At 61.5% G+C, this 20,023-nt stretch carries 20 protein-coding genes; 9 read left to right on the top strand and 11 right to left on the bottom strand.

Translation table 11 applies throughout. From position 1 onward, the window contains the following. The first annotated feature begins 136 nt into the window (after positions 1 to 136). Entirely contained in the window at positions 137 to 589 is a 453-nt protein-coding gene (locus PspCFBP13509_RS16810) for a GNAT family N-acetyltransferase (protein WP_065925482.1), read from the top strand. Between the two features lie 22 nt (positions 590 to 611). On the opposite strand, the gene PspCFBP13509_RS16805 is transcribed toward PspCFBP13509_RS16810, so the two are convergent. Genes PspCFBP13509_RS16805 through PspCFBP13509_RS16795 form a run of 3 tightly spaced genes read right to left on the bottom strand, consistent with a single transcriptional unit; the run spans position 612 to position 3,577 of the window. Next, the gene (locus PspCFBP13509_RS16805) at positions 612 to 908 is read right to left on the bottom strand and encodes a winged helix-turn-helix domain-containing protein (RefSeq protein ID WP_065925483.1); all 297 of its coding nucleotides are present in this window, start codon (positions 906 to 908) and stop codon (positions 612 to 614) included. A 19-nt stretch (positions 909 to 927) separates the two neighbouring features. After that, on the bottom strand, positions 928 to 1,428 hold the full coding sequence (locus PspCFBP13509_RS16800; protein WP_065925484.1) for a M48 metallopeptidase family protein: 501 nt from the start codon (positions 1,426 to 1,428) through the stop codon (positions 928 to 930). A 43-nt stretch (positions 1,429 to 1,471) separates the two neighbouring features. After that, positions 1,472 to 3,577 carry a putative bifunctional diguanylate cyclase/phosphodiesterase gene (locus PspCFBP13509_RS16795; RefSeq protein ID WP_065925485.1) on the bottom strand — a complete coding sequence of 702 codons (2,106 nt, stop codon included), beginning with the start codon at positions 3,575 to 3,577 and terminating at the stop codon, positions 1,472 to 1,474. A 308-nt stretch (positions 3,578 to 3,885) separates the two neighbouring features. Between PspCFBP13509_RS16795 and PspCFBP13509_RS16790 the strand changes: the two genes are divergently transcribed. Further along, complete coding sequence (locus PspCFBP13509_RS16790; RefSeq protein WP_065925486.1) at positions 3,886 to 4,551, top strand: polysaccharide lyase family 7 protein; 666 nt, start codon at positions 3,886 to 3,888, stop codon at positions 4,549 to 4,551. Positions 4,552 to 4,656: 105 nt separating this feature from the next. On the opposite strand, the gene fba is transcribed toward PspCFBP13509_RS16790, so the two are convergent. From fba to tkt, 6 genes are all read right to left on the bottom strand, one after another. Further along, positions 4,657 to 5,721: a class II fructose-bisphosphate aldolase gene (fba, locus tag PspCFBP13509_RS16785; protein ID WP_003177554.1), complete on the bottom strand. Its 1,065-nt coding sequence runs from the start codon at positions 5,719 to 5,721 to the stop codon at positions 4,657 to 4,659. A gap of 258 nt (positions 5,722 to 5,979) precedes the next feature. Further along, positions 5,980 to 6,312 (bottom strand): MliC family protein, encoded by a 333-nt coding sequence (locus PspCFBP13509_RS16780; protein ID WP_027606036.1) that lies wholly within the window; start codon positions 6,310 to 6,312, stop codon positions 5,980 to 5,982. Positions 6,313 to 6,372: 60 nt separating this feature from the next. Beyond that, a complete protein-coding gene (locus PspCFBP13509_RS16775; protein WP_027606037.1) occupies positions 6,373 to 6,600 on the bottom strand; it encodes a hypothetical protein in 228 nt (75 codons plus the stop codon). A 29-nt stretch (positions 6,601 to 6,629) separates the two neighbouring features. Beyond that, positions 6,630 to 7,793 (bottom strand): phosphoglycerate kinase, encoded by a 1,164-nt coding sequence (locus tag PspCFBP13509_RS16770; RefSeq protein ID WP_027606038.1) that lies wholly within the window; start codon positions 7,791 to 7,793, stop codon positions 6,630 to 6,632. Between the two features lie 17 nt (positions 7,794 to 7,810). Further along, complete coding sequence (gene epd, locus PspCFBP13509_RS16765; protein ID WP_065947508.1) at positions 7,811 to 8,866, bottom strand: erythrose-4-phosphate dehydrogenase; 1,056 nt, start codon at positions 8,864 to 8,866, stop codon at positions 7,811 to 7,813. A gap of 169 nt (positions 8,867 to 9,035) precedes the next feature. After that, the gene (gene tkt, locus PspCFBP13509_RS16760; protein WP_065947509.1) at positions 9,036 to 11,033 is read right to left on the bottom strand and encodes a transketolase; all 1,998 of its coding nucleotides are present in this window, start codon (positions 11,031 to 11,033) and stop codon (positions 9,036 to 9,038) included. 272 nt (positions 11,034 to 11,305) lie between these two features. Here tkt and PspCFBP13509_RS16755 point away from each other — a divergent pair, with 272 nt between their 5' ends. From PspCFBP13509_RS16755 to PspCFBP13509_RS16735, 5 genes are all read left to right on the top strand, one after another. Next, a complete protein-coding gene (locus PspCFBP13509_RS16755; RefSeq protein WP_027606041.1) occupies positions 11,306 to 12,301 on the top strand; it encodes an ArsR/SmtB family transcription factor in 996 nt (331 codons plus the stop codon). A 19-nt stretch (positions 12,302 to 12,320) separates the two neighbouring features. After that, complete coding sequence (gene metK, locus PspCFBP13509_RS16750; protein ID WP_065925490.1) at positions 12,321 to 13,511, top strand: methionine adenosyltransferase; 1,191 nt, start codon at positions 12,321 to 12,323, stop codon at positions 13,509 to 13,511. A 213-nt stretch (positions 13,512 to 13,724) separates the two neighbouring features. After that, positions 13,725 to 14,075 carry a hypothetical protein gene (locus tag PspCFBP13509_RS16745; RefSeq protein WP_065925491.1) on the top strand — a complete coding sequence of 117 codons (351 nt, stop codon included), beginning with the start codon at positions 13,725 to 13,727 and terminating at the stop codon, positions 14,073 to 14,075. 95 nt (positions 14,076 to 14,170) lie between these two features. Continuing rightward, positions 14,171 to 15,832: an NAD-dependent DNA ligase LigB gene (gene ligB / locus PspCFBP13509_RS16740; RefSeq protein ID WP_137212374.1), complete on the top strand. Its 1,662-nt coding sequence runs from the start codon at positions 14,171 to 14,173 to the stop codon at positions 15,830 to 15,832. Between the two features lie 66 nt (positions 15,833 to 15,898). Next, positions 15,899 to 16,294, top strand: a complete 396-nt coding sequence (locus PspCFBP13509_RS16735; protein ID WP_065947512.1) for a DUF1090 domain-containing protein — start codon at positions 15,899 to 15,901, stop codon at positions 16,292 to 16,294. Positions 16,295 to 16,300: 6 nt separating this feature from the next. Here PspCFBP13509_RS16735 and PspCFBP13509_RS16730 read toward each other — a convergent pair whose 3' ends face one another. Continuing rightward, positions 16,301 to 16,750 (bottom strand): c-type cytochrome, encoded by a 450-nt coding sequence (locus PspCFBP13509_RS16730; RefSeq protein ID WP_074847801.1) that lies wholly within the window; start codon positions 16,748 to 16,750, stop codon positions 16,301 to 16,303. A gap of 127 nt (positions 16,751 to 16,877) precedes the next feature. Here PspCFBP13509_RS16730 and mltA point away from each other — a divergent pair, with 127 nt between their 5' ends. Next, positions 16,878 to 18,074 (top strand): murein transglycosylase A, encoded by a 1,197-nt coding sequence (gene mltA, locus PspCFBP13509_RS16725; protein ID WP_065925495.1) that lies wholly within the window; start codon positions 16,878 to 16,880, stop codon positions 18,072 to 18,074. A 128-nt stretch (positions 18,075 to 18,202) separates the two neighbouring features. On the opposite strand, the gene PspCFBP13509_RS16720 is transcribed toward mltA, so the two are convergent. Continuing rightward, positions 18,203 to 18,589 (bottom strand): MAPEG family protein, encoded by a 387-nt coding sequence (locus PspCFBP13509_RS16720; RefSeq protein WP_065925496.1) that lies wholly within the window; start codon positions 18,587 to 18,589, stop codon positions 18,203 to 18,205. 189 nt (positions 18,590 to 18,778) lie between these two features. Here PspCFBP13509_RS16720 and PspCFBP13509_RS16715 point away from each other — a divergent pair, with 189 nt between their 5' ends. Further along, entirely contained in the window at positions 18,779 to 20,014 is a 1,236-nt protein-coding gene (locus tag PspCFBP13509_RS16715) for a cation:proton antiporter (protein ID WP_065925497.1), read from the top strand. Positions 20,015 to 20,023: the final 9 nt, after the last annotated feature.

The raw sequence follows: 20,023 nt of genomic DNA, 5'->3' as shown, positions 1-20,023 counted from the left end.
CTCAGATTACACAAAGAAACGGACGTCGAGAGCACTCAATGATGGCAAATTGATTTCATTCACAAAAATAGTCGATTTAGACAGAGTCGTCCGTCGCGCTTACTATCCAGAACAGACATTCAAGTGAGAACACACCATGACAGTCGATTGGGTCTGTAAACATCACACCGACCTGGGCAAGGAGCAGCTGTACGCCATTTTGCGTTTGCGCGGCGAGGTCTTCGTTGTCGAGCAGAAGTGCGTCTACCAGGATATCGACGGGCAAGACCTGGCGGGCGATACCCACCACCTGATGGCGTGGAAAGACGACGAGCTGGTGGCCTACCTGCGCCTGCTGGACCCGGAGTCCCAGGGCGGCGACGTGGTGATCGGCCGTGTAATCGTGGCGCCGGTTGCACGGGGCACCGGGCTGGGGCACCAGATGATGGAAGAAACCCTCAGGCAGATTGACGAGATCTGGCCTGAGATGCCGATCTTCCTGTCAGCCCAGGCCCATCTGCAGGGGTATTACGGGCGGTATGGGTTTGTGGTGGCGGGTGAGGAATACCTGGAGGATGACATTCCGCATATCGGGATGCGGCGCGCTTGAGGCCGCCCAGCCACCGCTGAACTCAGGGGTAACCCAGAACCCGCTTGATCTGGCTGAGATTCACCTCGATCCACCCCCGATCAATCGCGCCCCAATCGCGAATCCGATAATGCCCGGCATGGTTGCGGGCCCCATCCTCCTGCTCGAACTCACACACAATATCCAGGTCCGCCAGCGCCGCAATCGTGTCCTGCGCGGTGCGCCGGGGCATGCCGGTGACATCGGTCAGCGCCGGGACGCTGCTGGCCAGCCCACTGTCGATCAGGTACGCCACGTACAGCCGGCGGTAGAAGCTGCTTTTGGTCTTGCTCACATCCATGGTTGGTCGCCTTGTGCGGTCAGGGCTTGCCCTGCAGGTCGCGATACGTGAGGTATACCCGCAGGTCGAATTCCACCTGGTGGTAGCCGGGCATCATGTAGTCGCAGAGTTTGTAGAACGCTTTGTTGTGGTCCGATTCCTTGAAGTGCGCCAGCTCATGAACCACGATCATGCGCAGGAATTGCGGCGCGGCCTCTTTGAACAGCGAGGCAATGCGGATCTCTTTCTTGGCTTTGAGATTACCGCCCTGCACCCGCGAAATCGTGGTGTGCAGGCCCAGGGCGCGGTGGGTCAGGTCCAGGCGGTTATCGAACAGCACTTTGTCGATGGCCGGCGCGTTGCGCAGGTGTTCCTGCTTCAAGGCCTGGGCATAGGCGTACAGGGCTTTGTCGCTCTGCACCCCATGGCGATCGGGGTAACGCTGCTCCAGGTAGGCGCCCAACTGGTCCTTGGCGATCAGTTGGCGCACTTGCTCCTGGAGGGCAGCGGGGTAGGCCTGGAGGTATTTCAGCGCGGTCATTGGGGTCTGCAACAGGATTCGGATGGGCGCCAGTGTAGCGAATTCAGCGCACGCGGGCGCGTGACCAGTCGACCACTTCTTCAGCCATCAGGGGCTGCGCCGCCCACGGCCCCTGGATAAACGGGCAACCCTGGGCCTTGAGCCACTGGGCCTGCTCCTGGGTTTCCACGCCCTCGGCCACCACGACCACCTCAAAATGCCTGCACAGCTCGATAATGCTGCGCGCCATCGCCGCGTCCCGCACCGAGCCCGGCAGCCGCGCAACCAATTGCGGATCAAGCTTGAGTGTATCGAAGGCCAGGTCGCGCAAATGCGCCAGGGAACACTGTCCCGAACCGAAGTCATCCAGGGCGATACGCACCCCGATACGGCGCAGCAACTTGAGCTGCTTGGCGGCCTCTTCCAGGTTACTCATCAGGCAGTCCTCGCTGATTTCCACCTCCAACTGGTACCCCTCCAGCCCATAGCGCTCGAGCATCTGCTGCAGTTGGTTCACCAGGTTCGGCATATTGAACTGGCTGCTGCTCAGGCTCACGCTCAACACCAATTCATCGTCGAACGCGGCTTGCCACGCCTGGCGCTGGGCGGCGATCTGCTGATAGATCCACGTGCTCAGTTGACTGATCAGCCGCGCCTCTTCCAGCAACGGTAAAAACAGCCCCGGCGGCACATCGCCGACGCTGGGGTGCCGCCAGCGCAACAACACCTCAACGCCGCGCAAACGCCCATCCACCAGCGAAACCTGGGGCTGATAGACCAGGGTGAAATCCTTGTTTTGAATCGCCGTACGCACGCTGTCTTCCAGCATCAGCCGCGAGCGGGCGCGACCGTTCATTTCCTGGTCGTAATAGCGATATTGCTGGCGGCCGGCGCGCTTGGCTTCGTACATGGCGATGTCGGCCGCGCGCAGCAAACCACTCAAATCCGCGCCGCAATCCGGGAAGGTGGCAATGCCGATGCTGACGCCGAGCATGACATCCAAACCGTCGACCTGCTGGCACACCGACACTCGCTCGATCAGCTTTTCCGAGATCTTTGCCGCCTGCTCCGGGAACTCCAGCTCCAGCAGCGCCGTGAATTCATCGCCGCCCATGCGGCCAATAATGTCGTAGGAGCGCAGACAGCCCTGCAATTGCTCCGAGACCCAGCGCAATACACGGTCGCCGGCATCATGACCCAGGGAGTCGTTGACCCGCTTGAAACCGTCGAGGTCCAGGTACAGCAACACCAGGGACTGCTCTGTCCGCTCACTGCGGGATAAGGTGTTTTCCACCGCCTGGTAGAAACCACGCCGGTTCAACAGCCCGGTCAGCGGATCCGTCACGGCCTGGAATTCCAGCTGCTGGTGCAGGTGGCGCACTTCGGACATATCCAGCACCGTCACCACCATGGCCTTCTGCTCTGCGGGCAGCGGCGCGCAGGACAACGCCACCGGCACTTGCTGGCCCCGGCTGGTGCGCAGGAGCGCATCGTGCAGGCGCCAGGTTTCACCGCGGCGGTAGTCGGCGTACATTTGCGAATCCGGCCAAGTGGGCACATGGGGCTTTTGCAGGAAACTCAGGAAGTCCTGGCCTTGCAGTTCCTGGATCGTGGCATTGAGCAGGCGCGAAATCGCCGGGTTGGCGTATTCGATCACGCCCTCTTCACTCACCACCAGGATGCCCTCGGCGGCGTTATCCAATACCGAGGCATTGAACGCCCGGGCGGACTCCAGGTCATGGCTCAGGCGCTGCAAGGCCCGGCGGTTGCGCTGATGCTCCAGCAACGCCTGGACCTTGGGCTTGAGGATGTGCGGGTCGAAGGGCTTGAACAGGTAGTCGATGGCGCCACTGGCGTAGCCTTCCAGCACGGCGGCGGGGGATTGGGCGTTGGCACTCAGAAAAATGATCGGGGTCATGCGCGTGCGCTGGCTGCCGCGCATCAAGCGAGCGACTTCGAAACCGTCCATGCCGGGCATCATCACATCCAGCAGCACCAGGTCGACCTCATGCTGCAGCAGCAACTCGAGGGCTTCCACCCCGGACGCGGCGGTGATCACCACCCAATCATCACGCTGCAGAAGCGCACGCATGCTGATCAGATTTTCCGGGTAGTCATCGACCACCAGAAGAACCGAACTGCCATCGCCATGAGGTGGAGCGCATTCCATGCTAGGTCTCTTCCTTGGGTCTACTCCGGTCACTTCTGAGAGAAAACCCGGACAAACATTGAGGCCTCACTCTAGCCCCGGATCCTGAAAATCAGAAGTGACGTGGACGCCATCATTGCGCCAAAGTTCAGTCAGCCGACTAACGGTCAACCTCTACAGCCCACGGTTCATGGGAAACATGGCTTTTTGGCATTCCCTTGGCGCCAATAAATTGCCAGCAAACGTTTAACAACTGGCCGGCCACCGCCTATAAAGAACCTGTCAGGCCCCCGGGCCAAAGCCTTCACCCCCTGTAAAAGGCCAATGCCATGATCGACCTCTCCACTTGGAACCTGAGCATTCCGGTCGGCTCGCCCCCCGCGACGATCGACACGCCCAGGCTGCTCAGCGGCTTCAACGACCAATACTTCCAGGCCGAAGGCAGCAACGTGCAATTCTGGACCCCCGTCACCGGCACCCGCACCGAAAACGCCGTGTACCCGCGCAGCGAACTGCGCGAAACCTACGCCGACGGCCGCCTGCGCAATTGGACCTACCCCGAAGCCGACAACTTCCTGCGGGCCACATTGGCGGTCAACCAGGTGCCCTCCAGCGGCAAGATCGTCATCGGCCAGATCCACGCCTATGACAGCCAGAAACCGCTGATCAAGCTCGAATACCAGTTCAAGGAAAAGACCCAGACCGGCAACATCGTCGCCAAGGTGCGCATGCGCCCGGACGAAGATGAAAGCCGCGTGATCATCGTCGCGTCCAATGTGCCGCTGGAGAAAAGCTTCACCTACGTAATCAACCTCAACAAAGCCGGGCTGCTCAGCGTGTACGCCGCCGACAGCGAGTGGAATGAACGCATCGGTGCAGCGTGGGCCGCCAAGCCGCTGTACTTCAAGGCAGGCGCTTATGTGCAGGACAACAGCGGGGACAGCAAGGAAGGCGCCAAGGTGACGTTTGCCAAGTTGGATATTGATCACGAGTGAACGGATCGGCCTCGATTCGAGCAGGCATGCCCGATGGGCGCAAGACTGATTTCCGGCCAAAAAAAAGCCCGCATCGCTGCGGGCTTCTTTTTTAACGCCTGAGGCTTAGTTCACCTTAGCGTTCAACTCACCTTTCAAATACCGCTGGTACATCGCTTCCAACGAGATCGGCTTGATCTTCGAAGCATTACCGGCAGTACCGAACGCTTCATAACGAGCGATACACACATCACGCATCGCGGTCACAGTCGCACCGAAGAACTTGCGCGGGTCGAACTCACTCGGGTTGGTGGCCATCAGGCGACGCATCGCGCCGGTGGACGCCAGGCGCAGGTCGGTGTCGATGTTGACCTTGCGCACGCCGTACTTGATGCCTTCGACGATTTCTTCAACCGGTACGCCGTAGGTTTCTTTGATGTCGCCGCCGTACTGGTTGATGATCGCCAGCCATTCTTGCGGTACCGAGGAAGAACCGTGCATCACCAGGTGGGTGTTAGGGATGCGCTTGTGGATTTCCTTGATGCGGTCGATGGCCAGTACGTCGCCAGTCGGTGGCTTGGTGAACTTGTAGGCGCCGTGGCTGGTGCCGATAGCGATCGCCAGGGCGTCCACTTGGGTCTTCTTGACGAAGTCGGCGGCTTCTTCCGGGTCGGTCAGCATCTGGCTGTGATCCAGCACGCCTTCGGCGCCGATGCCGTCTTCTTCGCCGGCCATGCCGGTTTCCAGGGAACCCAGGCAACCCAGTTCGCCTTCAACCGAAACGCCGCAGGCGTGGGCCATGGCCACGGTTTGTTGGGTCACGCGTACGTTGTACTCGTAGTCGGTTGGGGTCTTGCCGTCTTCGCCGAGGGAGCCGTCCATCATCACCGAGCTGAAGCCCAGCTGGATTGAGCGCTGGCACACGTCAGGGCTGGTGCCGTGATCCTGGTGCATGCACACCGGGATGTGTGGGAATTCCTCGATCGCGGCGAGGATCAGGTGACGCAGGAACGGGGCACCGGCGTATTTGCGCGCACCGGCCGAAGCCTGGACGATCACTGGGGAGTCGGTCTTGTCAGCGGCTTCCATGATGGCGCGCATCTGCTCAAGGTTGTTGACGTTAAAGGCTGGGACGCCGTAGCCGAACTCGGCTGCGTGGTCCAGCATTTGACGCATGCTGATAAGTGCCATTGTGTTGTCTCTCCCGGTCGAGGGTCGTTAATCGTGCAAGCCTGCCGTAGCGGCGGCTGCTATTCAAGTTATTGCAGGTCAGGCTTTGCATGCCTGGCGTGCTGAATCGTTATTGCTGATGTGGGAGGGGGGCTTGCCCCCGATGACAGCCTGTCAGTGATGACTCTGTTGGCTGATCCACCGCTATCGGGGGCAAGTCGAATCGTCGCACCGCCCCTCCCACATTTTGGTCTCATCGATGTTGAGACCGCGTTCTATTTACTGGGCCTTGCAGCCGCGCCCGATCAAATCGTCGGTGGCAACCCAGTAAACCAGGCCTTCCTCACCTTTTGTGTGAAACGCCAACTGGTCGTTGCTGTACAGCACGCCCGAAGCCGCCACATCCTGTTTGAGGCGATAAACCTGGTCGGAACCGCCGAGGCGTACATCCACCTCACTGCGGGCCTGGTTGGCGAAGCGCCAGTTGACCTCGGCCTTGCTGTCGCAGGTCCAGGTGGTCCACTTACCTTCCGGCTCTGCCTTGTTGAACATGTTCATGCTGCTGCAACCGGCCAATAGGGCCAGGGCTGCCAGGGCGAAAACGCCTTTCATTGCCAATCCTCGCAGCGGGGCCAAAGGCCGCCGATGCCGTCGGTTAGTTGATCAGACCCGTCAAGGGCAACCCTGTTCCTGACCGTTGGGCGCGGAGTCGTATTTCTCCAGCCGTTCGTTGCCGATGCGCTTGTTGATTACCGGCATGGTCTCGGCTTGCCAGTCAGCCTGATAGCAGCTTTTTTTCTGCTCCGTGGCAGGTTTGCCTGCCGCCGGCGCTGCGCTTGGCGTGCTGCCGCAGCCGGCCAACAGGCCCGCTGCGATCACCATTGCCAACGACTTGATCATGGGAATACTCCTTTTCCGGATCACGAGCCTTAGCCTTTGGCTCGGGTTTCCAGCACTTCCACGGCGGGCAGGACTTTGCCTTCGACGAATTCGAGGAATGCACCGCCACCGGTAGAAATGTAGGAGATCTGGTCGGCAACGCCATATTTATCGATGGCCGCCAGGGTGTCGCCGCCGCCGGCGATGGAGAATGCCGAGCTGTCTGCGATGGCCTTGGCCAGCACTTTGGTGCCGTTGCCGAACTGGTCGAACTCGAACACGCCGACCGGACCGTTCCACAGGATGGTCTGGGAGGCTTTCAGCAGTTCTGCAAAGTTGGCTGCAGTTTGCGGGCCGATGTCCAGGATCATGTCGTCGGCGGCCACGTCGGCGATGAGCTTGACGGTGGCTTCGGCGGTTTCAGCGAACTCCTTGGCAACCACCACGTCCACCGGCAACGGCACGCTGACCTTGGCGGCGATGGCGCGGGCGGTGTCGAGCAGGTCCGGCTCATACAGGGACTTGCCCACCGGGTGGCCTGCTGCCGCCAGGAAGGTATTGGCAATGCCGCCACCAACGATCAACTGGTTGCAGATCTGGCTCAGGCTGTTGAGCACGTCCAACTTGGTGGACACCTTGGAGCCGGCAACGATGGCAGCCATCGGTTGGGCCGGAGCGCCCAGGGCCTTGCCCAGTGCCTCCAGTTCAGCCGCCAGCAATGGGCCGGCAGCCGCCACCTTGGCGAACTTGGCCACGCCGTGGGTCGAACCCTCGGCACGGTGGGCGGTACCAAAAGCGTCCATCACGAACACGTCGCACAGGGCGGCGTATTGCTGGGCCAGTTCGTCGCTGTTCTTTTTCTCGCCTTTGTTGAAGCGCACGTTTTCGAACAGCACGATGTCGCCAGGCTTAACGTCGACGCCGCCCAGGTAGTCAGCCACCAACGGCACGTCACGGCCCAGGGCCTTGCTCAGGTAGTCGGCTACCGGCTTGAGGCTGTTTTCGGCAGAGAACTCACCTTCGGTCGGGCGACCCAGGTGGGAGCAGACCATCACGGCCGCGCCTTTTTCCAGGGCCAGCTTGATGGTCGGCAGCGAGGCCAGGATTCGCGCATCGCTGGTGACAACACCGTCCTTGACGGGGACGTTGAGGTCTTCGCGAATCAGTACGCGCTTACCTTGCAGATCGAGGTCGGTCATCTTCAACACGGTCATGGGTGGCAGTTCCTGAATTACTGTTGAGGTTGTTTAGAGGCGATATGCAGATAATGTTCCGCAACGTCGAGCATTCGGTTGGCAAAGCCCCATTCGTTGTCGAACCAGGCCAGGATGTTCACCAGCCTCGGACCGGAAACGCGGGTCTGGCTGGCATCGACAATCGCCGAATGCGGGTCATGGTTGAAATCACAACTGGCGTGGGGCAACTCGGTGTAGGCCAGCAAGCCTTTGAGCGGGCCGCTGGTGGCGGCGTCGCGCAGGATCCGGTTGACCTCCGTCGCATCCGTGTCGCTGACGGTTTGCATGGTGATGTCCAGGCAGGACACGTTCACCGTCGGCACCCGTACGGCTTTGGCCTGGATTCGCCCGGCAAGTTCCGGCAGCAGGCGTTCAATGCCGCGGGCAAGGCCTGTGGACACCGGAATCACCGACTGGAACGCCGAGCGCGTGCGGCGCAAGTCTTCATGGTGATAGGCGTCGATCACCGGCTGGTCGTTCATCGCCGAGTGGATGGTGGTGATCGACACGTAGTCCAGGCCGATCGCCTGATCCAGCAGGCGCAACAGCGGCACGCTGCAGTTGGTGGTGCAGGAGGCATTGGACACCAGCAGCTCATTGCCGGTCAGGCAATCCTGGTTGATGCCGAAGACGATGGTGGCGTCGACATCCGCCTCGCTGGCCATCGGCTGGGAAAACAGCACACGCGGAGCACCGGCGTCGAGGAAACGCTGGCCATCGGCACGGGTGTGATAGGCACCGGAGCATTCCAACACCAGGTCGACGCCCAGCGCCGCCCAGTCGATGCCCTCGGGGGTGGCGCTGCGCAACACTTTCACGCAGTCGCCGTTGATATGCAGACAATCGCCTTCGACCCGCACTTCGCCGGGAAAGCGGCCGTGGGTGGAGTCAAAGCGTGTCAGGTATTCGATGCTGGCCATGTCGGCCAGGTCGTTGATCGCGACAATTTCAAACCCGGCTGCCGCCCCTCGCTCGAACAGAGCACGCAAGACGCAACGACCAATGCGGCCGTAGCCGTTGAGTGCAACTTTGTAGGGACGCGTTTGGGGCATGGGGTTCTCGCATTGTGGGCGACACAAACCACTGTAGGAGCGAGCTTGCTCGCGAAGAACCTGAGAGCGCCGCGTTAAACCAGAAACGCTGCGTTATCGTTAACGATCTTCGCGAGCAAGCTCGCTCCTACAGTAGAGGCGGTGACCAGTAGGCCACCGCGTTAGCGCTTTAGTCTTCCAGCAGCTCTTCAGCCTGACCCAGGATATTTTCCAGGGTGAAACCGAACTCTTCGAACAACGCTGGCGCCGGCGCCGACTCACCGTAGGTGGTCATGCCGATCACGCGGCCTTCCAGGCCCACGTACTTGTACCAGTAGTCGGCGTGAGCCGCTTCGATGGCGATACGCGCGCTGACCTGCAACGGCAGGACCGATTGCTTGTAGCCGGCGTCCTGGGCTTCGAACACGCTGGTGCACGGCATGGACACAACGCGCACGTTACGGCCTTGGGCAGTCAGCTTGTCGTACGCCTGAACGGTCAGGCCCACTTCGGAACCGGTGGAGATCAGGATCAGCTCGGGCTCGCCGATGCAGTCCTTGAGCACGTAGCCGCCACGGCTGATGTCGGCGATCTGCGCGTCGGTACGCACCTGGTGTTGCAGGTTCTGACGGGAGAAGATCAGCGCCGAAGGGCCGTCCTTGCGCTCGATCGCGTGCTTCCAGGCCACCGCGGATTCCACCGCGTCGGCTGGGCGCCAGCAATCCAGGTTCGGCGTGGTGCGCAGGCTGGTCAGTTGCTCGACCGGCTGGTGCGTCGGGCCGTCTTCGCCGAGGCCAATGGAGTCGTGGGTGTACACATGGATCACGCGCTTCTTCATCAGCGCGGCCATACGTACGGCATTGCGCGCGTACTCCATGAACATCAGGAAGGTCGCGCCGTAAGGCACCAGGCCGCCGTGCAGGGACACGCCGTTCATGATGGCGCTCATGCCGAATTCGCGCACGCCGTAGTACATGTAGTTGCCGCTGGCGTCTTCGGCCGAGACACCTTTGCAGCCTTTCCACAGGGTCAGGTTGGAACCGGCCAGGTCGGCCGAACCGCCGAGGAACTCAGGCAGCAGCGGGCCAAAGGCGTTCAGGGTGTTCTGGCTGGCTTTACGGCTGGCGATGGTCTCGCCCTTGGCCGCGACTTCAGCAATGTAGGCCGAGGCTTTTTCCGAGAAATCGGCAGGCAGGTCACCGGCCAGGCGACGCACCAGCTCGTTGGCCAATTCCGGGAATTCGGCGGAGTAGGCGGCGAAACGCTGGTCCCACTCGGCTTCGGTGGCCAGGCCTTTTTCCTTGGCATCCCATTCGGCGTAGATGTCGGCCGGGATTTCGAACGGGCCGTGGTTCCACTTCAGCGCGGCGCGAGTCAGGGCGATTTCCGCGTCACCCAATGGGGCGCCGTGGCAATCTTCCTTGCCTTGCTTGTTCGGCGAGCCGAAGCCGATGGTGGTCTTGCAGCAGATCAGGGTCGGCTGCGCGCTCTTGCGGGCGGTGTCGATGGCAGTCTTGATCTCTTCCGGATCGTGGCCGTCGACATTGCGGATTACCTGCCAGTTGTAGGCTTCGAAACGCTTGGGGGTGTCATCGGTGAACCAGCCTTCGACTTCGCCGTCGATGGAGATACCGTTGTCATCGTAGAAGGCGATCAGCTTGCCCAGGCCCAGGGTACCGGCCAGGGACGCGACTTCGTGGGAAATGCCTTCCATCATGCAGCCATCACCCAGGAACACATAGGTGTGGTGATCGACGATGTCGTGGCCAGGGCGGTTGAACTGCGCGCCCAGGACTTTTTCGGCCAGCGCGAAGCCCACGGCGTTGGCCAGGCCTTGGCCCAGGGGACCGGTGGTGGTCTCGACGCCCGGGGTGTAGCCGAATTCCGGGTGACCCGGGGTGCGGCTGTGCAGCTGGCGGAAGCTCTTGAGGTCATCGATGGTGACGTCGTAGCCGGTCAGGTGCAGCAGCGAGTAGATCAGCATCGAGCCGTGGCCGTTGGACAGTACGAAGCGGTCACGGTCGGCGAACGAGGGGTTGCTCGGGTTGTGCTTCAGGTAATCACGCCAAAGTACCTCGGCGATATCCGCCATGCCCATCGGGGCACCGGGATGGCCGCTGTTGGCTTTTTGCACGGCATCCATGCTGAGGGCACGAATGGCGTTGGCACGCTCACGACGGCTGGGCATCGCTGTTCTCCTGAGGATTTTGAAGAGTGAATGATTAAAAGAAACGGAAAAAAGGATCGGCATTTTCCCTCAGCCACCGCCTGCGGGCAATGACAGATAGTCACTTGCAGGTGTTTTTCCTGTGCTTTGGGCAGCAATCGCTTGCAGAAACCTTTAACCGCTTCGTCTAAAGGTTATAGCGGCTGCTTATAACCGCCACTTATCGATCAATATCAAAACTTTTTGATATTGACCTTGCGGGGATACTCACCCGTCACTAGACTGCTGGCCTTATGAACCTACCCGTGCCCACCCTGCGTCCTGACGACGGCGAAGAGCTGGCAGCCTTGTGCAAGGCCGCTGGCGACCCATTGCGTCTGAACGTATTGCGCGCACTGACCAACGACTCATTCGGCGTACTGGAACTGGCACAGATCTTCGCCATCGGCCAGTCGGGCATGAGCCACCACCTGAAGGTGCTGGCCCAGGCCGACCTGGTCGCCACCCGCCGCGAAGGCAATGCGATTTTCTACCGCCGCGCCCTGCCCCACGCCGACCTGCTCGGCGGCAAGTTGCACGCGGCCCTGCTTGAGGAAGTGGACAGCCTGAGCCTGCCCCATGACGTGCAGTCACGCATCGGCCAGGTCCACGGGCAACGTGCCGCCGCGAGCCAGGACTTTTTCGCACGGGTTGCCGAGAAATTTCGCGCCCAGCAGGACTTGATCGCAGGCCTGGCCCAATACCGCGACAGCGTACTGGCGCTGCTGGACAAGCTGAGCTTCAGTGAAGAAGCGACGGCGCTGGAAGTCGGGCCTGGAGATGGCGGCTTCCTGCCGGAACTGGCACGCCGCTTTCGGCAGGTCACGGCGCTGGACAACAGCCCGGCGATGCTCGAACTGGCACGCCAGCTCTGTGAGCGCGAGGCGTTGGGCAATGTCAGCCTGCAGTTGGCTGATGCCCTGAGCAGCACAACGATCAAGGCCGATTGCGTGGTGCTGAACATGGTCTTGCACCATTTCGCCGCCCCCGCCGACGCTTTAAAGCAAATGGCCGGGTTGCTGCACCCCGGCGGTAGCCTGTTGGTTACGGATTTATGCAGCCACAACCAGAATTGGGCCAGGGAGGCCTGCGGTGATCTCTGGTTGGGTTTTGAACAGGACGATCTGGCCCGTTGGGCCACCGCTGCGGGACTCGTTCCCGGGGAAAGCCTCTATGTAGGTTTACGTAATGGTTTCCAGATCCAGGTCCGCCACTTTCAGCGACCGACTGGCGACACTCACCATCGGTAAATATCAGGAAAACATCGAGATGAGCGAATACTCCCTTTTCACCTCCGAGTCCGTGTCTGAAGGGCATCCGGACAAAATCGCCGACCAGATTTCTGATGCGGTGCTGGATGCCATCATCGCTGAAGACAAGTTCGCCCGTGTGGCGTGCGAGACCCTGGTGAAAACCGGTGTAGCGATCATCGCCGGCGAAGTGACCACTACCGCCTGGGTTGACCTGGAGCAGATCGTTCGTGACGTGATCACCGACATCGGCTACAACAGCTCCGACGTCGGTTTCGACGGTGCGACCTGCGGCGTGATGAACATCATCGGCAAGCAGTCGCCCGACATCAACCAGGGCGTCGACCGTGCCAAGCCGGAAGACCAGGGCGCCGGCGACCAGGGCCTGATGTTCGGCTACGCCAGCAACGAAACCGAGGTGCTGATGCCAGCCCCGATCACCTTCTCGCACCAGCTCGTGCAACGCCAGGCCGAAGCGCGTAAATCCGGCGTGCTGCCTTGGCTGCGCCCGGACGCCAAGTCCCAGGTGACCTGCCGCTACGAAGGCGGCAAGGTGGTCGGCATTGACGCCGTCGTACTGTCGACCCAGCACAACCCGGACGTTTCCTACGCTGACCTGCGCGAAGGCGTGATGGAGCTGATCGTCAAGCACGTGCTGCCGGCCGAACTGCTGAGCAAGGACACCCAGTTCCACATCAACCCGACCGGCCAGTTCATCATTGGCGGCCCGGTAGGTGACTGCGGCCTGACCGGTCGCAAGATCATCGTCGACAGCTACGGCGGCATGGCTCGTCACGGCGGTGGCGCTTTCTCCGGTAAAGACCCATCCAAGGTTGACCGTTCGGCCGCCTACGCCGGTCGCTACGTGGCCAAGAACATCGTTGCTGCCGGCCTCGCCGAGCGTTGCGAGATTCAGGTGTCCTACGCCATCGGCGTGGCCCAGCCTACGTCGATCTCGCTGAATACCTTCGGCACCGGCAAGATCAGCGATGACAAGATCATCAAGCTGGTGCGCGAGATCTTCGACCTGCGCCCTTACGCGATCACCACCATGCTCGACCTGCTGCACCCGATGTACCAGGAAACCGCAGCCTACGGCCACTTCGGTCGTACCCCTGCGCAGAAGACCGTCGGCGACGACACCTTCACCACCTTCACCTGGGAAAAAACCGACCGCGCCAACGACCTGCGCACTGCCGCCGGCCTGTAATCGCCCACGGTACATAAAGCCTCGCCGGGTTTGCCCGGCGGGGCTTTTTCTTGCCTGCGGGACCGCCTTCACATTTTTTGGATCCAAAGCTTGCAGGCACAATAATGGCCCTCTAGAATCCGCGCCCTCTCGGGCCTTCACCTTATTTTGGATATTGCCCTGCACCCGCCCGGGACTCATAAGTGCGCAGGCAATCGAACATTGAGGTTTTTCATGCGCATCTCCACGCTCGCCCCTGCCGCCCTTCTGATCAGCCTGTTCGCCCTGCCGGCCCACGCCGCCGACCTGAGCGCATTGAGCGGCGCCCTGGGCTCCCAACTGGGTGTCGGCAATTCCGGCGACTGCCAAAAGCAATCCGCAGACCTGCAAACCAAGATCGATGCGGCCGAAGCCAGCAAAGACAGCTTGAAAGTGAAGGCCTTCAAAGCAGCGCAAGACCAGATCAACAAAGGTTGTGACAAACTCTCCGAAGCCCAGGCCAAAGCCGATGCCAAGCAGCAAACCCAGGAAGCCAAGGCTGATAAGCCTGATGCCGTGAAAGCGCTGGGCGGCCTGTTCAAGTAAGCCGAAACACCCGGTAAAAAGCCCCGCAGCGTCGGGGCTTTTTTGTGGGTGAACGGATCATTTAGGCTGGGCGCCCCTTTCGAGCAAGGATGCTCATGATGCGTTTACTGATTGCTCTGCTCCTCAGCGCTCTACCCTTTTCGGCCTGGACTGAAAACTGCCCCGATGAGGCCGGGACCCAGGTCGACACCCTGGCCGAACAAATCCGCCTGTGGGACGACAGTTACCACCGCCTCGGCCAATCCCCCGTCAGTGATGAACTCTACGACCAGGCCCGCCAGCGTCTGGCCCACTGGCGCCAATGCGTGCCCACCCCCACGGCGCCTGATGATCCGCTGGCCAGTTCACGGGGCACCTTGCCGCACCCGGTCGCCCATACCGGCCTCGAAAAGCGCCTGGATGAGCAAGCCGTGGGCGCCTGGCTGGGCACGCGCCAGGATGTATGGATCCAACCCAAGGTGGACGGCGTTGCAGTGACCCTGGTGTACCGCCAGGGGCGGTTGAAACAGGTGATCAGCCGTGGCGATGGCAAGCTGGGCCAGGACTGGTCGGCCTCCGCGCGCAAGATCCCCGGCATTGTCCAGCAACTGCCGGAACCCATCGACCTGGTGCTGCAAGGCGAACTTTATTGGCGCCTCGACGAGCATGTGCAATCGGCACGCGGCGGGCTCAACGCGCGCAGCAGGGTGGCCGGGCTGATGAACCGTCGGCAGTTGAGCGACACCGACGCCGCCGGCATCGGCCTGTTTGTCTGGGCCTGGCCGAATGGCCCCGCAGCCTTTACCGAACGCCTGGCCACCCTGGCTCGCTGGGGTTTCACCGACAGCCAGCGCTACAGCCAGCCCGTCCAGGACATCATCGAAGCAGCACATTGGCGCACCTATTGGTACAACCACCCCCTGCCCTTTGCCAGTGACGGCGTGGTGCTGCACCAGGCGCAGCGCGCACCCGCTGAACGCTGGCAGGCCAGTGCGCCTTATTGGGCGGTCGCCTGGAAGTACCCCGCCTCCAAAGCCCTGGCCCTGGTACGCCAGGTGCAATTCAAGATCGGCCGCACCGGACGCATCACCCCCATTCTGGAACTGGAGCCGGTGCGCCTGGACGACCGCCGGATCAGCCGGGTCAGCGCCGGCTCCTTGAAACGCTGGCAGGCCCTGGATATTCGCCCGGGCGACCACGTGTCCATCAGCCTGGCGGGCCAAGTGATCCCTCGGCTGGACCAGGTGATCCTGCGCAATACCACCAGGGTCGACCTGCCAGTGCCCGACCCTCGGGACTTTCACGCCTTGAGTTGCTGGCAACTGGACCCCGGCTGCGAAGAACAGCTGCTCGCACGCCTTACCTGGCTGAGCGGCAACCAGGGCCTGGCATTGCCACACATAGGCCACGAGACGTGGAACATATTGATCCAGGCCGGTCTAATCGCAGGCTTTCTCGATTGGTTAACCCTGGATGCGGCAGAGCTTGCTAACATTGATGGCTTCGGTGAGCGCAGCCGCACGCGGCTGCTCGACAGCCTTCACAGCGCTCGGCAACGCCCCTTCGCACAATGGCTCAAGGCCTTGGGTGTACCGCCTGCGGCACGCGGCAACCTGGAGGGCAACTGGCAGACGCTGGTCGCCAGAGACACACAGGCCTGGCTGGCCATCGATGGCATCGGCCCGGGTCGCGCAGCGCAACTGAGCGCTTTTTTTCGCGACCCACACGTACAGACATTGGCTGAAACATTACGTGTGGCCGGAATAGACGGGTTTTGAACCCGACCCAGCCACCTTTAAATCACAGCAGAATTCACCCTGCTATTTGCGACCCCGGAGCTCCACATGAAATTCCTCGCCCCTTTTGCCCTGCTGACCGTCGCAAGCTTCATGACTACGCCACTGCTGGCCGCCGAAGAAGCCACCCCACTCACCGGCTGCGCCGCCAAGCGCCAGGCCATCAGCACCCAGATCGAACAAGCCAAGGCCCACGGCAACAGCGACCAGCAAGCCGGCCTGGAAAAAGCCCTGAGCGAAGTCACCGCCAACTGCACGGATGCCGCCTTGAGGAAGGAGCGCGAAAACAAGGTACTCGACGCCAAGCACGACGTCAGCCGCCGTCAGGCCGACCTCGACAAGGCGATGAAAAAAGGCGACGCGGACAAGATCAACAAGCGCAAGGACAAGCTCGCCGAGTCACGCAAGGAACTGCAGGACGCCGTGGAAGAACTCGACCAGTAAAACCGGTCAGTGGTCGCGAAATTGTTTATGGCAGGCACTGCAGGCATCTTCGACTTTCTGTACGGCAGGCGTAAGGTTGCTGGCCTTGTAGGGCTGCACCTGGCTGGCGCTCACCAACTCACCGGTGGCCGCTTCCAGATCGCGGGCCAGTTGCTGGAACTGCGCCTGTTTTTGCCACACGTCGTCCTTGGCGCTGGTGTGATCCTCTTCGCGTACGCTCGGAAAATGTTTCCACGGTTCATGGGACAGCGCATCGAGCTTGACCGCGCCTTCGGCGAATTTCGCGCCATCGAAGGCAATGCGCCCGCGCAACATGCCGCCCAGGTCTTCAGCGGTCTTGAGCATTTGCTTGAAGATCGCCTTGCGCTGGCCCAGGGGCGAATTCGGATCGACGCCGCCGCAGGCGGACAGTGCCAGGCAGGCCAACAGCACAAGCGTAATTTTTTTAAAAGTCATGGTGGCTCAGGTCACGGGAAACGGCGGCCAGTATCCTCGCCCTGCCCGTAAAGACCAATAGCCCTATTAATAATAAGGGTTGCCCACAGGCGCTACGGCGCGGGCAATCGCTTCAGGAACCGTTTGTATGAATCTCACATTGAAACACTGGAGCCGCCGCCTGGCATGGGCTCTGCCGATGATTGCACTGCTGGCAGGCTGTGACGCGGGCAAGGACAGCGGTAAAGACACGGCTAAAGAAGAAGCTGCCAAGCCCCACGCCGTCGCCACCTATGTAAGCGCTCCCTGGGAGGCGTTGCCCGCCGTGTCCGACAGCGACCTGCTGGCCGGCTTCGAATCCTGGCGCAGCGCCTGCCAACGCCTCAAGGCCGACCCTATATGGGGGGCCACCTGCGCAGCAGCGGGTCCCGTGCCAGCCGATGCCGTGGCGGTGCGCGGTTTTCTCAAGGAGCGCCTGGATGTGTTCGGCCTGCGTTCGGCTGACAACACCCCCAACGGCTTGATCACCGGCTACTACGAACCGGTCTACCCCGGCAGCCTGACCAAGACCGCCGCCGCTCACGTACCCGTGTATGGCGTGCCGGATGACCTGATCATCGTCAATCTGGAAAGCATCTACCCGGAGCTCAAGGGCAAGCGCCTGCGCGGCCGCCTCGAAGGCCGCGTGCTCAAACCCTATGACGATGCCAGCGCCATCAACGGTCAAGGCTCCACCGCCAAGCCGATTGCCTGGCTGACCAACCCGATGGACCTGCAATTCCTGCAGATCCAGGGCTCGGGGCGCATTCAACTCAAGGACGGGCGCCAGCTGCGCGTCGGTTACGGCGACCAGAACGGCTACCCCTATCGCCCTATCGGCCGTTGGCTGGTGGAGCAAGGCGAGTTGAAGAAAGAAGACGTGACCATGGGCGCCATCAGCGCTTGGGCCAAGGCGCACCCGGAGCGCATCCCGGAACTGCTGGCGAGCAACCCCAGCTACGTCTTCTTCAGCGCTCGCCCCGACAGTAATGAAGGCCCGCGCGGTTCGCTGAATGTGCCGTTGACCGCTGGCTACAGCGTAGCAGTGGATCGCAAGGTGATTCCGTTGGGCAGCCTGTTGTGGCTGTCGACTACCAAGCCCGACGGCTCGCCATTGGCACGCCCCGTCGCCGCGCAGGACACCGGCGGTGCAATCACCGGAGAAGTGCGCGCGGATTTGTTCTGGGGCACGGGTGACGCTGCCGGAGAGCTGGCGGGAAATATGAAGCAGCAAGGGCAGATCTGGATGCTATGGCCCAAGGGCGCGGCGTTGCCGCAGGTGCCGGATGTACCCACCGGAACCTGACACTCGCCGAAAACACACCGTAGGAGCGAGCTTGCTCGCGAAAAACGTCAACGATAACGCAGCGCTTTCTGGCAGCCCGCGTCGTCTGTTCGTTCTTCGCGAGCAAGCTCGCTCCTACAGAAACCGGTTCAGATCGACACGAAGAAGAAGCTCGCAATCAACACCATGCCCACCGCCCACACCAGCGAGCGCAGTATCGCCCAGTCGGCGAGGTAGCAAATGATGTAGAGCAGGCGGCTGGTGATAAACAGCACGGCCAGCACATTGATGGTCACCAGTTCGGCCGTGCCGGCCAGGTGGGCGATAATCACCGCGGCGGCAAACGCGGGCGTCACTTCAAAGCTGTTGAGCTGCGCACTATGGGCGCGCTTGGCAAACCCTTCAAGGGTATCCAGGAAAGCACGCGGGTCGTGGTTCTGCCGCGGCCCGAACTTGCCGCCACTGAACTTGGCCACGCCCGTGCACAGGTAAGGCAGAAAAATCGCGATCAACACACACCAGAAAGCAGCCGTCATCACTCAGTCCTTTTGTCGTTTTATGCAGCGATTAGAGTTCTAGCACTAAAAACTCAATATCGCACCTAACCGCTATGAGCCGCGCGCTACCGAAAGGTTCTACCGCACTTTCACCCAAGACCTTGCAACCTCACGCCGCCACTGCGGTCCATCCCCCACTAACAACCCCCCACCTTCCAAGGACCCCGGATGCTTGAACTTGTCGCCGCCTTCATTTGCCTCACTACCCTGCTCACCTATGTGAACTTCCGCTTTATCGGCCTGCCGCCCACCATCGGCGTGATGGTCACGGCCCTGCTGTTCTCCCTGATCCTGCAAGGCCTGAGCCTGCTCGGCTACCCAGGCCTTGAGGAGCGCATCCAGCAATTGATCGGCCAGATCGACTTCGGCGACCTGCTGATGAACTGGATGCTGTCGTTCCTGCTGTTCGCCGGCGCCTTGCACGTCAACTTGAACGACCTGCGCAGCTACCGCTGGCCCATCGGCCTGCTGGCAACCTTCGGTGTGTTGATCGCCACCGTGGTGATCGGCAGCCTGGCGTATTACATCTTCGCCCTGTTTGGCTGGCACGTGAGCTTCCTGTACTGCCTGTTGTTCGGCGCACTGATCTCGCCCACCGACCCCATTGCGGTACTGGGCGTGCTGCGAACCGCCAATGCGTCGAAACCGCTGAAGACCACGATTGTGGGCGAGAGCCTGTTCAACGACGGCACGGCGGTGGTGGTGTTTACCGTATTGCTGGGCATCGCGCAGTTGGGCGAGACGCCTACCGTGGGCGCCACGGCCTTGCTGTTCGCCCATGAGGCAATTGGCGGCGTGGTCTTCGGCGGGCTGATCGGCTATCTGGTGTACCTGATGATCAAGAGCATCGAACAGCACCAGATCGAAGTGATGCTGACCCTCGCCCTGGTCATCGGCGGCTCGGCGATGGCCACCGAACTGCACGTCTCCGCACCGATCGCGATGGTGGTGGCCGGGCTGATCATCGGCAACCTGGGACGCAAGCTGGCGATGAACGACATGACCCGGCGCTACCTGGACGGCTTCTGGGAATTGTTGGACGACATGCTCAACGCGCTGCTGTTTGCGCTGATCGGCATGGAGCTGCTGCTGTTGCCGTTCAACTGGCTGCACGTGTTCGCGGCCGGTTTGCTGGCGGTGGCGATCCTGCTGTCGCGCCTGCTGACCGTGGCGCCGGCGATCCTGTTGCTGCGCCGCTGGCGTACGGTGCCGCGCGGCACCATCCGTATCCTGACCTGGGGCGGCCTGCGCGGCGGGGTCTCGGTGGCTCTAGCGCTGGCCCTGCCGCTGGGCCCGGAGCGCGATCTGCTGCTGAGCATCACCTACATCGTGGTGCTGTCGTCGATCCTGGTGCAGGGCTTGACCATTGGCCGAGTCGTAAAGCGCGTAGCCGAGCCTCAGTGAAGCGGTGAG

The organism is Pseudomonas sp. CFBP13509, assembly GCF_005233485.1.
Taxonomy (GTDB): Bacteria; Pseudomonadota; Gammaproteobacteria; order Pseudomonadales; family Pseudomonadaceae; genus Aquipseudomonas; species Aquipseudomonas marginalis.
The sequence above is the reverse complement of the archived record's forward strand: the minus strand, read 5'-3'. Positions and strand labels throughout refer to the sequence as shown.

Coding starts and splice junctions, on each gene's coding strand:
- PspCFBP13509_RS16775 (WP_027606037.1), bottom strand. CDS start 6,600: ATGATCAAGTCGTTGGCAATGGTGATCGCAGCGGGCCTGTTGGCCGGC.
- PspCFBP13509_RS16720 (WP_065925496.1), bottom strand. CDS start 18,589: ATGACGGCTGCTTTCTGGTGTGTGTTGATCGCGATTTTTCTGCCTTAC.
- PspCFBP13509_RS16745 (WP_065925491.1), top strand. CDS start 13,725: ATGCGCATCTCCACGCTCGCCCCTGCCGCCCTTCTGATCAGCCTGTTC.
- PspCFBP13509_RS16780 (WP_027606036.1), bottom strand. CDS start 6,312: ATGAAAGGCGTTTTCGCCCTGGCAGCCCTGGCCCTATTGGCCGGTTGC.
- metK (WP_065925490.1), top strand. CDS start 12,321: ATGAGCGAATACTCCCTTTTCACCTCCGAGTCCGTGTCTGAAGGGCAT.
- PspCFBP13509_RS16715 (WP_065925497.1), top strand. CDS start 18,779: ATGCTTGAACTTGTCGCCGCCTTCATTTGCCTCACTACCCTGCTCACC.
- PspCFBP13509_RS16790 (WP_065925486.1), top strand. CDS start 3,886: ATGATCGACCTCTCCACTTGGAACCTGAGCATTCCGGTCGGCTCGCCC.
- PspCFBP13509_RS16795 (WP_065925485.1), bottom strand. CDS start 3,577: ATGGAATGCGCTCCACCTCATGGCGATGGCAGTTCGGTTCTTCTGGTG.
- epd (WP_065947508.1), bottom strand. CDS start 8,866: ATGCCCCAAACGCGTCCCTACAAAGTTGCACTCAACGGCTACGGCCGC.
- fba (WP_003177554.1), bottom strand. CDS start 5,721: ATGGCACTTATCAGCATGCGTCAAATGCTGGACCACGCAGCCGAGTTC.
- tkt (WP_065947509.1), bottom strand. CDS start 11,033: ATGCCCAGCCGTCGTGAGCGTGCCAACGCCATTCGTGCCCTCAGCATG.
- mltA (WP_065925495.1), top strand. CDS start 16,878: ATGAATCTCACATTGAAACACTGGAGCCGCCGCCTGGCATGGGCTCTG.
- ligB (WP_137212374.1), top strand. CDS start 14,171: ATGATGCGTTTACTGATTGCTCTGCTCCTCAGCGCTCTACCCTTTTCG.
- PspCFBP13509_RS16800 (WP_065925484.1), bottom strand. CDS start 1,428: ATGACCGCGCTGAAATACCTCCAGGCCTACCCCGCTGCCCTCCAGGAG.
- PspCFBP13509_RS16730 (WP_074847801.1), bottom strand. CDS start 16,750: ATGACTTTTAAAAAAATTACGCTTGTGCTGTTGGCCTGCCTGGCACTG.
- PspCFBP13509_RS16735 (WP_065947512.1), top strand. CDS start 15,899: ATGAAATTCCTCGCCCCTTTTGCCCTGCTGACCGTCGCAAGCTTCATG.
- PspCFBP13509_RS16810 (WP_065925482.1), top strand. CDS start 137: ATGACAGTCGATTGGGTCTGTAAACATCACACCGACCTGGGCAAGGAG.
- PspCFBP13509_RS16805 (WP_065925483.1), bottom strand. CDS start 908: ATGGATGTGAGCAAGACCAAAAGCAGCTTCTACCGCCGGCTGTACGTG.
- PspCFBP13509_RS16770 (WP_027606038.1), bottom strand. CDS start 7,793: ATGACCGTGTTGAAGATGACCGACCTCGATCTGCAAGGTAAGCGCGTA.
- PspCFBP13509_RS16755 (WP_027606041.1), top strand. CDS start 11,306: ATGAACCTACCCGTGCCCACCCTGCGTCCTGACGACGGCGAAGAGCTG.